General features: G+C 73.6%; 13 protein-coding genes. 6 read left to right on the forward strand and 7 right to left on the reverse strand.

The features are described from left to right. Positions 1-549, reverse strand: coding sequence for a DUF1707 and FHA domain-containing protein (locus tag A4V12_RS09070; RefSeq protein WP_064068732.1), 549 nt, complete (start codon positions 547-549; stop codon positions 1-3). 194 nt (positions 550-743) lie between these two features. Between A4V12_RS09070 and treZ the strand changes: the two genes are divergently transcribed. Further along, the gene (gene treZ / locus A4V12_RS09075) at positions 744-2,489 is read left to right on the forward strand and encodes a malto-oligosyltrehalose trehalohydrolase (RefSeq protein WP_064068733.1); all 1,746 of its coding nucleotides are present in this window, start codon (positions 744-746) and stop codon (positions 2,487-2,489) included. 107 nt (positions 2,490-2,596) lie between these two features. Here the strand turns inward: treZ and A4V12_RS09080 are convergent, their stop codons facing one another. After that, complete coding sequence (locus A4V12_RS09080) at positions 2,597-3,223, reverse strand: nucleoside/nucleotide kinase family protein (protein WP_064068734.1); 627 nt, start codon at positions 3,221-3,223, stop codon at positions 2,597-2,599. Between the two features lie 68 nt (positions 3,224-3,291). Here A4V12_RS09080 and A4V12_RS09085 point away from each other — a divergent pair, with 68 nt between their 5' ends. Both A4V12_RS09085 and A4V12_RS09090 read left to right on the forward strand, forming a co-directional pair. Beyond that, positions 3,292-3,681: a VOC family protein gene (locus A4V12_RS09085; RefSeq protein WP_064068735.1), complete on the forward strand. Its 390-nt coding sequence runs from the start codon at positions 3,292-3,294 to the stop codon at positions 3,679-3,681. 484 nt (positions 3,682-4,165) lie between these two features. Next, positions 4,166-4,738 (forward strand): GNAT family N-acetyltransferase, encoded by a 573-nt coding sequence (locus A4V12_RS09090; RefSeq protein WP_064068736.1) that lies wholly within the window; start codon positions 4,166-4,168, stop codon positions 4,736-4,738. Here A4V12_RS09090 and msrB read toward each other — a convergent pair. The 4 genes from msrB to A4V12_RS09110 all read right to left on the reverse strand — a co-directional run bounded on the left by msrB (position 4,678) and on the right by A4V12_RS09110 (position 7,928). Continuing rightward, positions 4,678-5,097, reverse strand: a complete 420-nt coding sequence (gene msrB, locus A4V12_RS09095; protein WP_064068737.1) for a peptide-methionine (R)-S-oxide reductase MsrB — start codon at positions 5,095-5,097, stop codon at positions 4,678-4,680. The genes A4V12_RS09090 and msrB overlap by 61 nt on opposite strands. Before the next feature lie 23 nt (positions 5,098-5,120). Then, the gene (gene murC / locus A4V12_RS09100; RefSeq protein WP_064068738.1) at positions 5,121-6,533 is read right to left on the reverse strand and encodes a UDP-N-acetylmuramate--L-alanine ligase; all 1,413 of its coding nucleotides are present in this window, start codon (positions 6,531-6,533) and stop codon (positions 5,121-5,123) included. A 41-nt stretch (positions 6,534-6,574) separates the two neighbouring features. Beyond that, on the reverse strand, positions 6,575-7,060 hold the full coding sequence (locus A4V12_RS09105; RefSeq protein WP_064068739.1) for a hypothetical protein: 486 nt from the start codon (positions 7,058-7,060) through the stop codon (positions 6,575-6,577). Positions 7,061-7,166: 106 nt separating this feature from the next. Next, on the reverse strand, positions 7,167-7,928 hold the full coding sequence (locus A4V12_RS09110) for a pyrimidine reductase family protein (protein WP_064068740.1): 762 nt from the start codon (positions 7,926-7,928) through the stop codon (positions 7,167-7,169). Between the two features lie 37 nt (positions 7,929-7,965). Between A4V12_RS09110 and zapE the strand changes: the two genes are divergently transcribed. From zapE to A4V12_RS09125, 3 genes are all read left to right on the forward strand, one after another. Then, positions 7,966-9,036 carry a cell division protein ZapE gene (zapE, locus tag A4V12_RS09115; RefSeq protein WP_064068741.1) on the forward strand — a complete coding sequence of 357 codons (1,071 nt, stop codon included), beginning with the start codon at positions 7,966-7,968 and terminating at the stop codon, positions 9,034-9,036. Positions 9,037-9,090: 54 nt separating this feature from the next. Next, entirely contained in the window at positions 9,091-9,516 is a 426-nt protein-coding gene (locus A4V12_RS09120; protein WP_064068742.1) for an OsmC family protein, read from the forward strand. A 142-nt stretch (positions 9,517-9,658) separates the two neighbouring features. Continuing rightward, positions 9,659-11,029: an alkaline phosphatase PhoX gene (locus A4V12_RS09125; protein WP_234372113.1), complete on the forward strand. Its 1,371-nt coding sequence runs from the start codon at positions 9,659-9,661 to the stop codon at positions 11,027-11,029. 63 nt (positions 11,030-11,092) lie between these two features. On the opposite strand, the gene A4V12_RS09130 is transcribed toward A4V12_RS09125, so the two are convergent. After that, positions 11,093-12,316, reverse strand: a complete 1,224-nt coding sequence (locus tag A4V12_RS09130; RefSeq protein WP_064068743.1) for a cytochrome P450 — start codon at positions 12,314-12,316, stop codon at positions 11,093-11,095. Positions 12,317-12,558 lie beyond the last annotated feature (242 nt).

Genomic DNA, 12,558 nt, shown 5'->3' on the forward strand with positions numbered 1-12,558 from the left:
TCAGCGGCCCGAGAGCCGGAAGCTCATCCGGCCGAAGGCCACCATGTCACCGGCCTGGACGACGACCGGGCCGGTGACCCGCTGCCCGTTGACGGCGGTGCCGTTGGTGGACCCGAGGTCGCGCAGCACCCACAGCCCGTCCTGGAGGGCGAGTTCGGCGTGCAGCCGGGAGACCGTCTCGTGACTGAGCCGCAGTCCGTTGGCCGGGTCCCGCCCTATGCGCAGCGGGTACGGTCCGGGCTCGGGGAGCAGCAGCTTCGGCAGCCGCTCCGCCTGCCACGCCCGGCGCAGCCGGACGTTGAAGGCGGACATCTTTTCGACCGCGCCGAACAGCCGCTTCGACCAACGCCCTTCGGTGCGCAGGTCGGCGGTGAGCGCCGCCAGCTCGTCGGGGCGGCGGGCGACCAGGGCCAGTTCCATGCGCCGGAGGAACGTGTCGTGCGACAGCTTGCCCTGCGCGGCGCCTTCCCTCAGCAGCCCCAGCGCACGGTCCCGTTCGGCGTCGGAGAGCCGGGCGGGATACGTGTGGGGCTCGAAAGCGGACGTCACAGACGTGATTGTCGGCCGGGGCGGGGCGGAGTGTCCAGACGGACCCCGTTGTCGGACCCCGTTGGTACGGTCTTGGTACGTGATCAGCGGGGGCTTCGCGCGGGGGGACGCTCGCGTTCCGTTCGGCCAAGTGCCGTGCTTCCCGATCTCGATCTTGCCAGGATTGGGGCGTTACGACGACGAGGGGATCACCAGTGCTGTTCGAGGTGTGGGCACCGCAGGCAGAGGAACGGGTGGAGCTCCTACTGGAGGACACCACCCACGGGTTGGAGCGCGACCCGGAGCGGGACGGCTGGTGGGTGGCCGACGTGGAGGCCGCCGACGGCGCACGGTACGGATACGCGCTGGACGGCGGCCCGGTGCTGCCCGACCCGCGGTCGCGGCGCCAGCCGGACGGGCCGGACGGCCTGAGCGCGGTCGTGGACCACGCCGCGTACGACTGGCGGCACGACCCGCCGGAGCGCGGGCTGCGCGGCGCCGTGCTGTACGAGATGCACGTCGGTACGTACACCCCCGAAGGCACCCTGGACGCGGCGGCCGCCCGGCTGGACCACCTGGTGGAGCTGGGCGTCACGCACGTGGAGCTGATGCCGCTGTGCCCCTTCCCCGGCCGGCACGGCTGGGGGTACGAGGGCGTGTCGCTGTGGGCGGTGCACGAGCCGTACGGCGGGCCCGGAGCGCTGCGGCGCTTCGTCGACGCGGCGCACGGGCTCGGGCTCGGCGTGGTGCTGGACGTCGTCCACAACCACCTGGGCCCGTCCGGCAACTACCTCCCGGCCTTCGGCCCGTACTTCACCGACACCCACCACACCCCGTGGGGCGCCGCCGTGAACCTGGACGCGCCCGGCTCCGACGAGGTCCGGGCGTATCTGCTGGGCAGCGCCCTGGCCTGGCTGCGCGACTACCGGATCGACGGCCTGCGGCTCGACGCCGTGCACGCGCTGGCCGACACGCGTGCGCTGACCTTCCTGGAGGAGCTGTCGGCGGCGGTGGACCGGCTCGCCGCCGAGCAGGGCCGTGAGCTGTTCCTGATCGCCGAGTCGGACCTCGCGGACCCGCGCACCACGACGCCCCGCAACGAGGGCGGTCTGGGTCTGCACGCCCAGTGGAACGACGACTTCCACCACGCCCTGCACACCGCCCTGACCGGTGAGGCCCAGGGCTACTACGCGGACTTCGCGCGCGCCCCGCTGGCCGCCCTGGCCAAGACCCTGGGGCACGTCTTCTTCCACGACGGCACGTACTCGACCTTCCGCGGCCGCACGCACGGCCGGCCGCTCGACCGGTCGAGGACCCCGGCGCACCGCTTCCTGGGCTACGCCCAGACGCACGACCAGGTCGGCAACCGGGCGACCGGCGACCGGCTCTCGGCCTCCTGCTCCCCCGGGCTGCTGGCGTGCGCGGCGGCCCTGGTGCTGACCGGCCCGGCCACGCCGATGCTGTTCATGGGCGAGGAGTGGGGCGCGGGCACCCCGTGGCAGTTCTTCACCGACCACACGGACCCGCAGCTCGCGGAGGCGGTCCGCAACGGCCGCCGGAGGGAGTTCGCCGAGCACGGTTGGGCGGAGGAGGACGTCCCCGACCCGCAGGACCCCGCCACCCGCGACCGGTCCTGCCTCGACTGGGCGGAGCGCGACCGGGAGCCGCACGCCCGGCTGCTCGCCTGGTACCGGGAGCTGATCGCGCTGCGCGCCGCGCAGCCGGACCTGACCGACCCCGACCTGGCCGCGGTGCGGGTGGCCTTCGACGAGGACGCCCGCTGGCTGGCCTACCGGCGCGGGGACCTGCGCGTGGCGGTGAACCTCGCCAAGGAACCCGCCGCGATCCCGCTCGGCGGCCGGGGGCGCGTCCTGGCGGCCTGGGAGCCGGTGGAGATGCCGAACGGCGACGGGCTGATGACCCTGCCCCCGGAGTCGTGCGTGGTACTGGCGGACGCGTAGTCCTCCGGCTCCCCGCGCGCCGCCGCCCAGGCTGCCACCGCCGCTCGCGCGATGCCGGGGCGGCGGCCCGCCGGGGTAACGGTGTCCCCGGCGGGTGACGGTGGGCGTCAGGTCATGCGGACGACGAGGTCGGCGCGGTCACGGCCGGCGGAGACCAGCCGGGCGTTGGCCTCGTCGCTCTCCTCGACCCAGCGCTCGGCGGCCGGACGGTCCTTGCCGAACCGGACGTGCCGTTCGACGAGGCGGTGGACCCGGCGGTGGTCGTCCAGCTCCAGGAACCAGACCTCGTCGAGGAGCGGCCGGACGGGCGCCCAGGGGCCGTCGTCGTGGAGGAGGTAGTTGCCCTCGGTGACGACGAGCGGCACGTCCGGGGCGACCGGGATGCTGCCCGCGACCGGTTCCTCCAGGGCGCGGTCGAAGGCCGGGGCGTAGACGACGGTGCCGGGCTCGGGCGTGCGGAGGCGGGCGAGGAGCGCGGCGTAGCCGGCCGCGTCGAACGTGTCGGGGGCGCCCTTGCGGGCGGCCCGTCCCAGCCGGTGCAGCTCCGCCTGGGCGAGGTGGAAGCCGTCCATCGGGACGAGCGCGGCGAGCCCGCCGAGGCGGTCGACCAGCCGGGCCGCGAGGGTCGACTTGCCCGCGCCCGGTGCTCCCGCCAGCCCGAGGATGCGGCGGGTGCCCGGGACGGCGAGGCGGCGGGCGCGGGCGGTGAGCCCTGCGAGCGCGTGCGAGTCCATGGCAGCCAGTGTGGCAGTCGGCGGGCCCGCTGGTCAGATCTAGGGTCATACGTATAACGTCTGGAAGCATGTCGCACATCGCCCTGATCACCCTCGTCGTCCGTGACTACGACGAGGCCATCTCCTTCTACACCCGCGCGCTCGGCTTCGACCTGGTGGAGGACGCGGATCGCGGCGGGGGCTCCCGGTGGGTCGTGGTCCGGCCCCGGGGCGCCGGCGCGGGGACCGGTCTGCTGCTGGCCCGGGCGGCGGGCGAGGCGCAGGAGCGGAGCGTCGGCGCGCAGACGGGCGGGCGCGTCGGGTTCTTCCTGCACACCGAGGACTTCGCCGGCGACCGGGAGCGGATGCTGGCCGCGGGGGTGCGGTTCCTGGAGGAGCCGCGCCACGAGCCGTACGGCACGGTGGCCGTCTTCGAGGACCTGTACGGCAACCGGTGGGACCTGCTCCAGCCCGCCTGAGGCCGCCCGTGCCGGGGCGCCGCACGCCGGAGGTGCCAGGAACCGGGGTGTCAGGAACCGGGGGCGGGCCCGGCCTGCGGGGGTGGGGCGGACCCCACCCCCGTACGAGAGCAGGCGCCAGTGACACGGCCGCCGTGGCGCGGTGGACTTGAGCCATGGACACCGTGATGGCAGGGGACGCCCGTCCGCGCGCTTCGGCAGATGCGCCCGCCTCCTTGCGCGCGCCCGTTCCGCCGTGCGCGCCCTCGTCCGGCGGCGGCGCGAAGGCGCCGCGGATACCGGCCGCCGAGGCCTGGTACGCCGCCCCGCTGCGGGTCTTCCTGGCCGGTTCGCTCCTGACGTTCGTGCTCTCGCACGGCTTCGACGGGGGCTACCACCTGGTGGTCGTGCTCGCCGGCGGTGCCCTCCAACTGTCCGGCGCTGCCTGGGCTTTCGCCACCCGGCGACCCCTGAGGCGCGGGGGCCGGACGGGTAGGCTGGCGGCATGCCCCTCCTCCAGCCGCTCCGCCCCGGCCACGCTCCCGCGCTGCTCGCCTTCGAGCGGGAGAACCGGGCCTTCTTCGCCGCCTCCGTGCCCGACCGGGGCGACGACTACTTCACGGGGTTCGACGCCCGGCACCGCGCGCTGCTGGCCGAGCAGGCCGAGGGCACCTGCCGCTTCCACGTCGTGACCGGCGACGGCGGCGAGGTGCTGGGGCGGGTCAACCTGGTCGACGTGGCGGACGGCTCGGCCGAGCTGGGGTACCGCTTCGCCGAGAAGGCCACGGGGCGCGGCCTGGCGACGGCCGCGGTCCGGGCGGTCTGCGCGCTGGCCGCCGCGGAGTACGGTCTGACCGGCCTGTGGGCCGTCACCACGCGGGACAACGCCGGCTCGCGAGCCGTCCTGGCCCGGACGGGGTTCACGCCCGCCGGAGAGGTCGAGGTGGACGGCCGCCCCGGCCTGCGGTACGTACGGCACCTGGGCGGCCAGGAGGCCGCCCGGGCCGGGTCCGCGCGTCAGTCCCGGCCGGCGCCGTCCTCCGGGGTCAGCCTCAGCGAGATCGAGTTGATGCAGTAGCGCTGGTCCGTCGGGGTCGGGTAGCCCTCCCCCTCGAAGACGTGACCCAGGTGGGAGCCGCACCGCGCGCAGCGAACCTCGGTGCGGACCATGCCGTGGGAGCGGTCCTGGATCAGCTCGACCGCGTCGGTGTCCTTCGGGTCGTAGAAGGACGGCCAGCCGCAGTGCGACTCGAACTTGGTCGTGGAGGTGAAGAGTTCGGCCCCGCAGGCGCGGCAGGAGTAGACGCCCTCGGCCTTGGTGTCGGTGTACTCACCGGTGAAGGGGCGCTCCGTGCCGGCCTCGCGGAGGACGTGGTACTCCTCGGGGGACAGCTCGGCGCGCCACTGCTCGTCCGGCTTCTCGACGTCGTACGCCATGTGCTGCTCTCCCTCGATCGCGTTCAGTCGCGGTCCGCCAGGCGGGCCAGGATCCTGGGGCCGAGGTCGGTGACGTCCCCGGCTCCCATGGTGAGAACGAGATCACCGGGCTTGGCCATTCCCGCGACGACGTCCGGGACGGTGTCCTTGTCGGGCACGGCGGTGACGTCCGCGCCGGCGGCGCGGGCGGCGTCGATGATCAGGGCGCTGGTGACGCCGGGGATCGGGTCCTCGCGGGCCGGGTAGATCTCCAGGACGGCCGACGCGTCGGCGAGGGCGAGGGCCTGGCCCATCTCCTTGCCGAGTTCCTGGGTGCGGGAGAAGAGGTGCGGCTGGAAGACGACGAGGAGCCGGGAGTCCCCCGCGGCGCCGCGCATGGCCTCCAGGTCGGCGGTCATCTCGGTGGGGTGGTGCGCGTACGAGTCGATGACCTGGACGCCCGCGGCCTCGCCCTTGAGCTGAAGACGCCGGCCGACGCCGGTGTACGCGGTGAGGGCCTGGGCCAGGGCCGCGGGGTCGATGCCGACGCGGGCGCCGGCGGCGAGGGCGGCGGCGGCGTTGTGGGCGTAGTGGCGGCCGGGCACGGAAACGGTGAAGGTGTGCTCGGTGCCGTCGAGGGCGACGGTGACCTCGCTGGTCATGCCCTTGGGCGTGATGGCGAGGATCCGGGCGTCGGAGTCGGCCGACTCGCCCACGCGGATGATCGTCAGGTCGTCGCGGCCGGCGACCCGGCGGGCCAGCTCGCGGGCGCCGGAGTGCTCGCCGACGACCAGCGTGCCGCCGGGGCGGACCTTGGCGACGAACGCCTCGAAGGACTCGTAGATCTCGTCCATCGACGCGTAGTTGGCGTGGTGGTCCAGCTCGACGTTGAGGACGATCGCGACCTCGGGGTCGTACTTCTGGAAGCTGCGGTCGCTCTCGTCCGCCTCGGCGACGAAGATGTCGCCGTCGCCGTGCAGCGCGTTGGTGCCGGGCCCGGCGAGGTCGCCGCCGATGGCGTACGACGGGGCGAGGCCCAGCTCGGTGAGGGCGACGGCGAGCATCGAGGTGGTGGTGGTCTTGCCGTGCGTGCCGGCCACGGCGATGGCGCGCAGCCCGGTCATCAGGGCGGCCAGCGCGTCGGAGCGGTGGACGACGGGGATGCCCAGCTCGGTGGCGCGGGCCAGCTCGGGGTTGTCGGGGCGGATGGCGCTGGAGACGACGACGCTGGTGGTGTCGTCCGCCAGGTTGCCCGCGGCGTGGCCGATGTGGACGGTCGCGCCGAGGGCCCGCAGGGACGCGGCGGTCTCGGACTCGCGCGCGTCGCTGCCGGCGACCCGGGCCCCGCGCTGGGCGAGGATCTTGGCGATGCCCGACATCCCGGCGCCGCCGATGCCGATGAAGTGCGGCCGCTCCATGGCGGCGGGAATCATGGCGGCAGGAAGGGCGGGTGCCATGCGTGACTCTCCCGGGGTGTGGCGTACGTGAGGGCCCCAGCCTATTCGGTGTCCGGCTCGTCGTTGTGCGCGAAGAGCTTGAGCACCGGTACGCCGACCTTGTGGCGGGCCCGGGAGGCCCAGTCCCGGTGGAAGAACTCCTCCACGTAGTGGGGCTTGGTCAGCACGATCACCTCGTCGGCGCCGGCCTCCTCGACGACGGCCTTCAGCACGTCCAGCGGATGGTCCTCGACGACCTGGCCGACGGCGTCGCAGCCGGCCTCGCGCAGGACGCGCAGGGAGTGCTCGAGCCCTTGCTGGGCGGGCAGCTCGGCCGCCTTGCCCTCCGGTTCCTCGCCCTCCTTGACGGCCTCTCTCAGCTCGCCGAGGGCGACGTCGTCGATGGCCCGCAGCAGCACGACGGCCTGGTCGCCGCGCGGCTGCATCAGGACGATGAAGGACATCTGCTCGTCGCCGTGGAGGGTGGTGACGAACTCCACGTCCACGGTCGACAGCGGCTTCTCGATCATCAGAACGCTTGTGAACACTTGGGAGCCCTTCTGCGGAAACCATCCTTCCCCGTGTCCGCACGGGGACTGCGTGAGTAAGTCTGCCCATCGGGGGCTAAGCGGAACGGTTTATTCCGCTGATTGGTCAAGCCCTGCTGTAACGGGTGAAAAGGAACCCGTCCTCCTCCAGGAGGGACGTGAGGGCGAACCGTTCCGGCACCTTCGGGGACGGCCCGCCGGTGATCCGCTGCGCGCCCCCGGCGGTCAGCAGTGGCGACACCGTCAGGCACAGCTCGTCCAGCACCCCGGCCGCCACCAGCTGCCCGAGCAGCCGGGGGCCGCCCTCCGTCAGCTGCCGGGTGAGCCCGCGCTCGGCCAACGCCCGCACCACCCTCTCCGGCTCCACGCCCCGTCCGTCCCCGGCGACGACCACCTCGGCGCCGGCCTCCTGGGCCGCGCTTACCCGGTCCGGGGCGGCTGATGCGCCGGTCAGCACCAGCGTCGGCACGAGGGGCGCGGTGAACAGCGGCGCCGAGAAGTCGAGGTCCAGCGAGGCGCTGACCACCGCGATCGCGGGCGCCGGGCCTTGGCCGGCGGCCGCCCTGCGCTCCGCGAAGGCCTCACGGGCCCGTGCCGGGCGGTATCCCTCCAGGCGCACCGTCTCGGCACCCACGACCACCACGTCGGCCAGGCCGCGCAGGGTGCCGAAGATCCGCATGTCGGTGTCGGACGAGATGGGCTGGGACCGCCCCTCGTGCTGGGCCGCCCCGTCCAGGGACGACACCATGTTCGCCCGCAGCCACGGGCCCTCCGGGGGGTACGCGTAGACCTCGGCCAGCTCGTCGAGGGACCACTCCCGCCCTTCGGCGGGGACTGTCGGGTCGGTCACAGGGAAGAGGCGTCGCATGCCGTGCAGTCTGGCACGGCGATTAGAGTGAGGAACTGTGTCGACCAGTGCCATAACCGAAGCGGCCCCGCTGTCCCTGTGCGCCCGCGAGCCGCACGTCCCGGCCGACCGTCTGGTCGCCGAGATGGTGCCGCCGCCGCGCTTCGACGCGGTGCGCTTCGACACCTACATCCCGGACCCGAACCAGCCGAGCCAGACGCAGGCGGTCGAGGTCCTGCGCTCCTTCGCGGCCGGACTCGGCGGCGCGCACGCGAGCGGCGCCGGACGGCGGCGCTGGTTCCAGAAGAAGCCGGCCGCGCCGGCCGGGCCGCGCGGCGTGTACCTGGACGGCGGGTACGGCGTCGGCAAGACGCACCTGCTGGCCTCCCTCTGGCACGCCACGCCCGCCGAGCCGTCCCTGAAGGCGTTCGGCACCTTCGTGGAGCTGACCAACCTGGTCGGGGCGCTGGGCTTCCAGCAGACGGTCGCCACCCTCGGCGGGCACCGGCTCCTGTGCATCGACGAGTTCGAGCTGGACGACCCGGGCGACACGGTCCTGGTGTCGACGCTGCTCGGCAAGCTGGTCGACGCGGGCGTGGCCCTGGCGGCCACCTCCAACACGCTGCCGGGCAAGCTCGGCGAGGGCCGGTTCGCCGCCGCCGACTTCCTGCGGGAGATCCAGGGCCTGTCGGCCCACTTCCGGCCGCTGCGCATCGACGGCGAGGACTACCGCCACCGGGGGCTGCCCGAGGCCCCGGCGCCGTACGCGGACGAGCAGGTCACCAGGGCGGCGTACGCCACGCCCGGCGCGTCGCTCGACGACTTCCCGCACCTGCTGGAGCACCTGGCACGGGTGCACCCGAGCCGGTACGGCGCGCTCACGGACGACGTCCGGGCGGTCTGCCTCACCGGGGTGACGCCCGTGCCCGACCAGTCGACGGCGCTGCGCCTGGTGGTGCTCGCGGACCGGCTGTACGACCGGGAGGTCCCGGTCCTCGCCTCGGGGCTGCCGTTCGACAAGCTGTTCAGTGACGAGATGCTGAACGGCGGGTACCGCAAGAAGTACTTCCGGGCGATCTCGCGGCTCACCGCGCTGGCGCGCGACGCGAAGGGGCTGGTCGCCCAGTAGGTTGGGGGTGCCATAACCCGTTTGGGGTCGCAGCTCGTCCGAAGGGAATCCGGCATGGCCACCACGCGTCACGCGCACACCGTCTGGGAAGGCAACCTCACCGAGGGCTCGGGGACCGTGTCCCTCGACTCCTCCGGCATCGGCCAGTACCCGGTCTCCTGGCCCGCCCGCAGCGAGGAGCCGAACGGCAAGACCAGCCCGGAGGAGCTGATCGCGGCCGCCCACTCCAGCTGCTTCTCGATGTTCCTGTCCGGCTCCCTCACCAAGGCCGGCAACCCGCCGGCCCGGCTGACGACCAAGGCCGACGTCACCTTCCAGCCCGGCCAGGGCATCACCGGCATCCACATCACCGTGCAGGGCGAGGTCCCGGGCCTGGACGAGGCGGGCTTCACCAAGGCCGCCGAGGAGGCGAAGGCGGGCTGCCCGGTCAGCCAGGCGCTCACCGGCACCGAGATCACCCTCACCGCCGAACTGGTCTGACCCGGCGGGACACACGAGGCGGCGTGGCCCGCAGTGTTCACGTGTCACCACACCGCGTGATACACACGTGCGGGTCACGTCACACCTGTCCCATCTCCGGGCCCCGTACCCGGGGGTGCCCCGAGCAGGGAGTTGTTGCCTCGTGTCCGAACGACTGTCCGCAACACGACGTCAGGTCCTCGCCCGCACCGGTGCGTCCGTCGCCGGGATCGCCTTCACCGGCGCCCTCTCCGAGTTGTTCGCCGGTACCGCCGCCGCCCGTGGTCACTCCGGTTACGGCGCCCTCGTACCCGACCCGGACGGCCTGCTGGACCTGCCCAGAGGCTTCCGCTACGAGGTCCTGTCCCGCGAGGGCGACCCGCTCCGCTCCGGCGAGGGCACGGTGCCGGGCAACCACGACGGCATGGGCGCCTTCGCCGGTCGCCGCGGCCGCGTCCACCTCGTCCGCAACCACGAGAACCGCGCCTCCGCCCGCCTCGGGGTGCCGACCGTCCGCGGTCTGACGTACGACCCGGCCGCCAAGGGCGGGTGCACCGCGCTCGAACTGGACGCCCGCAACAGGGTCCTCGGCGAGCGGGTCGCCATCGCGGGCACCGCCGTCAACTGCTCGGGCGGGCTCACCCCCTGGGGCACCTGGCTCACCTGCGAGGAGACCGAGGACAAGGCCGGCACCAACGGTTACGCCAAGGACCACGGCTTCGTCTTCGAGGTGCACCCCGCCGATCCGCTGCGCACCGGGGCGGTGCCGCTGACCGCGATGGGGCGCTTCCAGCACGAGGCCGTGGCGGTGGACCCGCGCAGCGGGATCGTCTACGAGACCGAGGACGCCTTCCAGCGGCCGTTCGGGCTCTTCTACCGCTTCCTGCCCAACAGGCCGCTCGGCGGCACCGGCTCGCTGCGCGCCGGCGGGACGCTGGAGGCGATGCGGGTGCCGGGGGTGCCGGACCTGTCGGCGATCCAGGAGACGGGGGCGGCGTTCGAGGGCGTCGAGTGGGTCCCCGTACCCGACAGCCAGGCGCGGCAGACGCCCATCCGGCTCCAGGACTTCGGGCCGCGGGGCATCACGCACGCCCAGAAGCTGGAGGGGTGCTACTGGGGCGGGCGCAGCGTCTACTTCGTCTCCAGCTTCGCGCGGTCCGCCGAGGGCTCGGCCGCCGACCACTACGGCCAGGTATGGAAGTACGAGCCGCACCGGCGCCGGCTCACGCTGGTCGTCGTCTTCGGTCCGAGCAGCGACGTCCAGCTGCCGGGCGAGTCCCCCGACAACATCTGCCTGGCGCCGGGCGGGGGCCTGATGGTGTGCGAGGACGGCAGCGGCGCCCAGCACGTGTACGGCCTCACCAAGCGGGGCGAGGTGTACGAGATGGCGCGCGGCGCGCAGAACATCGGTACGCCGGAGGAACCGGAGTGGGGCGAGTTCGCGGGCGTCTCGTTCTCACCGGACGGCGGGACGATGTACGTCAACTGCTACGCGCCGGGCACCACGTTCGCGGTGACGGGGCCCTGGCGGTGAGGTGACGGCGGGTGCGGGGTGCGGGGCGGCCGGGACCGCGCCCGGCCGCCCCGCACCGTACGGTCACCAGGCGACCGGAAGTGCCTCGGGCCCGCGGATCAGGGTGCTGCGCCGCCAGGGGACCTCCTGCGGCGGGACGGCCAGGCGCAGTCCCGGCAGCCGGTCGACGAGGGTGTCGATCAGCAGCTCGGTCTGCATCCGGGCGAGCAGCCCGCCCATGCAGTAGTGCGGTCCGTGCCCGAAGGCGACGTGCGGGTTGGGGGTGCGGTCGAAGTCGATGCGCTCGGGGTCGGGGAACACCTCGGGGTCGCGGTTGGCGGCGAGGTACGAGACGTAGACGGCGTCCCCCGCGCTGATCCGCACCCCGTGGATCTCGACGTCCTCCTGGGCGATGCGGGCCAGTCCCACGGCGGTGCGGTGGGGGATGTAGCGCAGCAGCTCGTCGATGGCCCGCGGCCGGACGTCCGGCTCGGCGCGGAGCCGTTCGAGGAGGCCGGGGCGGGTCAGCAGGAGGAAGAGCATCTGGCCGGTGTTGGCCGTGACGGCCTCGCCGCCGATCTGGAGGGGGCCCACGAGCCCGATGGCCTCCTCCTCGCTGATGTCGCCCCGCCCCACGGCCGCGCCGAGCAGGGAAATGACGTCCTCCTCGGTGCTGCCGTAGCGGGACCGGATCGCCTCGGCGAACCAGCCGTACATGCCGTCCTTGGCCCGCGCGCTGGCCTCGGCGCCGCCGGACGAGGACACGATCTGCCGGGTCCAGGCGCTCATCCGCTCGCGGTCGGCGGCCGGGACGCCCATGACCTCGCTGACCACGGCGATGGGGAACGGCTCCAGGATCCGCGCGGTGAGGTCGGCGGGCGGCCCGTCGGCGAGCAGCTCGTCCACCATCTCGTTCAGGGTGTCCTGCGCGCGCGAGCGGAGCAGTTCCACCCCGCGCAGGGTGAAGGCGGGCGCCACCGCGCTCCGCAGCCGGTTGTGCTCGGGCTGGTCGGCGAAGGCCAGTGAGCCGCGCTTGGGCTTGAAGTGGGGTGCGAGCCGGGTGACCTGGCGGTCCACGACGGGCGCGCGGGTGAAGCGGGGGTCGTTGGTGACCGCCTTGACGTCGTCGTAGCGGGTCACCAGCCACGCCCAGCCCTCCCCGTGGGGCAGCTGGACCCGGCTGACCGGACCCTCGCGCATCAGCTCCGCGAGCACCGGGTCGAACTCCGTGCCGGCGATGTCCAGCGCGGGCCAGTGCCGCACGGGGGGCGGACCCAGGAGGGGCCGTGTCGCGGTGTCCTCGATCATGCGTCCGTCCGTCCCTTCGACGTCTGGTGTCCCCCTCACGATCACCCGGGCGGGGCGGGTCCTCGCGCTGGACTACTCCGGACGGAAGCGGGTGGCCACCCCCACAACACGATGATCATATATTTTCCGCATGTGATCACTTTTGTACGTAAAATGTCGCTGCTGGGTGTGCTGTGTGCCGCCCTCGCGGGCTGCGCCGACGCCACCGGCCCCCGTCCCGCCCCTCCCCGGCAGGCGCCCGC

The sequence above is a fragment of the Streptomyces noursei genome (genome assembly GCF_001646665.1).
Lineage (GTDB): Bacteria > Actinomycetota > Actinomycetes > Streptomycetales > Streptomycetaceae > Streptomyces > Streptomyces lavendulocolor.

Bases quoted from the DNA above. Each gene is read 5' to 3' on its own strand.
- A4V12_RS09085 (WP_064068735.1), top strand. From the start codon at position 3,292: ATGTCGCACATCGCCCTGATCACCCTCGTCGTCCGTGACTACGACGAG.
- A4V12_RS09110 (WP_064068740.1), bottom strand. From the start codon at position 7,928: ATGCGACGCCTCTTCCCTGTGACCGACCCGACAGTCCCCGCCGAAGGG.
- murC (WP_064068738.1), bottom strand. From the start codon at position 6,533: ATGGCACCCGCCCTTCCTGCCGCCATGATTCCCGCCGCCATGGAGCGG.
- A4V12_RS09120 (WP_064068742.1), top strand. From the start codon at position 9,091: ATGGCCACCACGCGTCACGCGCACACCGTCTGGGAAGGCAACCTCACC.
- A4V12_RS09080 (WP_064068734.1), bottom strand. From the start codon at position 3,223: ATGGACTCGCACGCGCTCGCAGGGCTCACCGCCCGCGCCCGCCGCCTC.
- msrB (WP_064068737.1), bottom strand. From the start codon at position 5,097: ATGGCGTACGACGTCGAGAAGCCGGACGAGCAGTGGCGCGCCGAGCTG.
- A4V12_RS09130 (WP_064068743.1), bottom strand. From the start codon at position 12,316: ATGATCGAGGACACCGCGACACGGCCCCTCCTGGGTCCGCCCCCCGTG.
- A4V12_RS09090 (WP_064068736.1), top strand. From the start codon at position 4,166: ATGCCCCTCCTCCAGCCGCTCCGCCCCGGCCACGCTCCCGCGCTGCTC.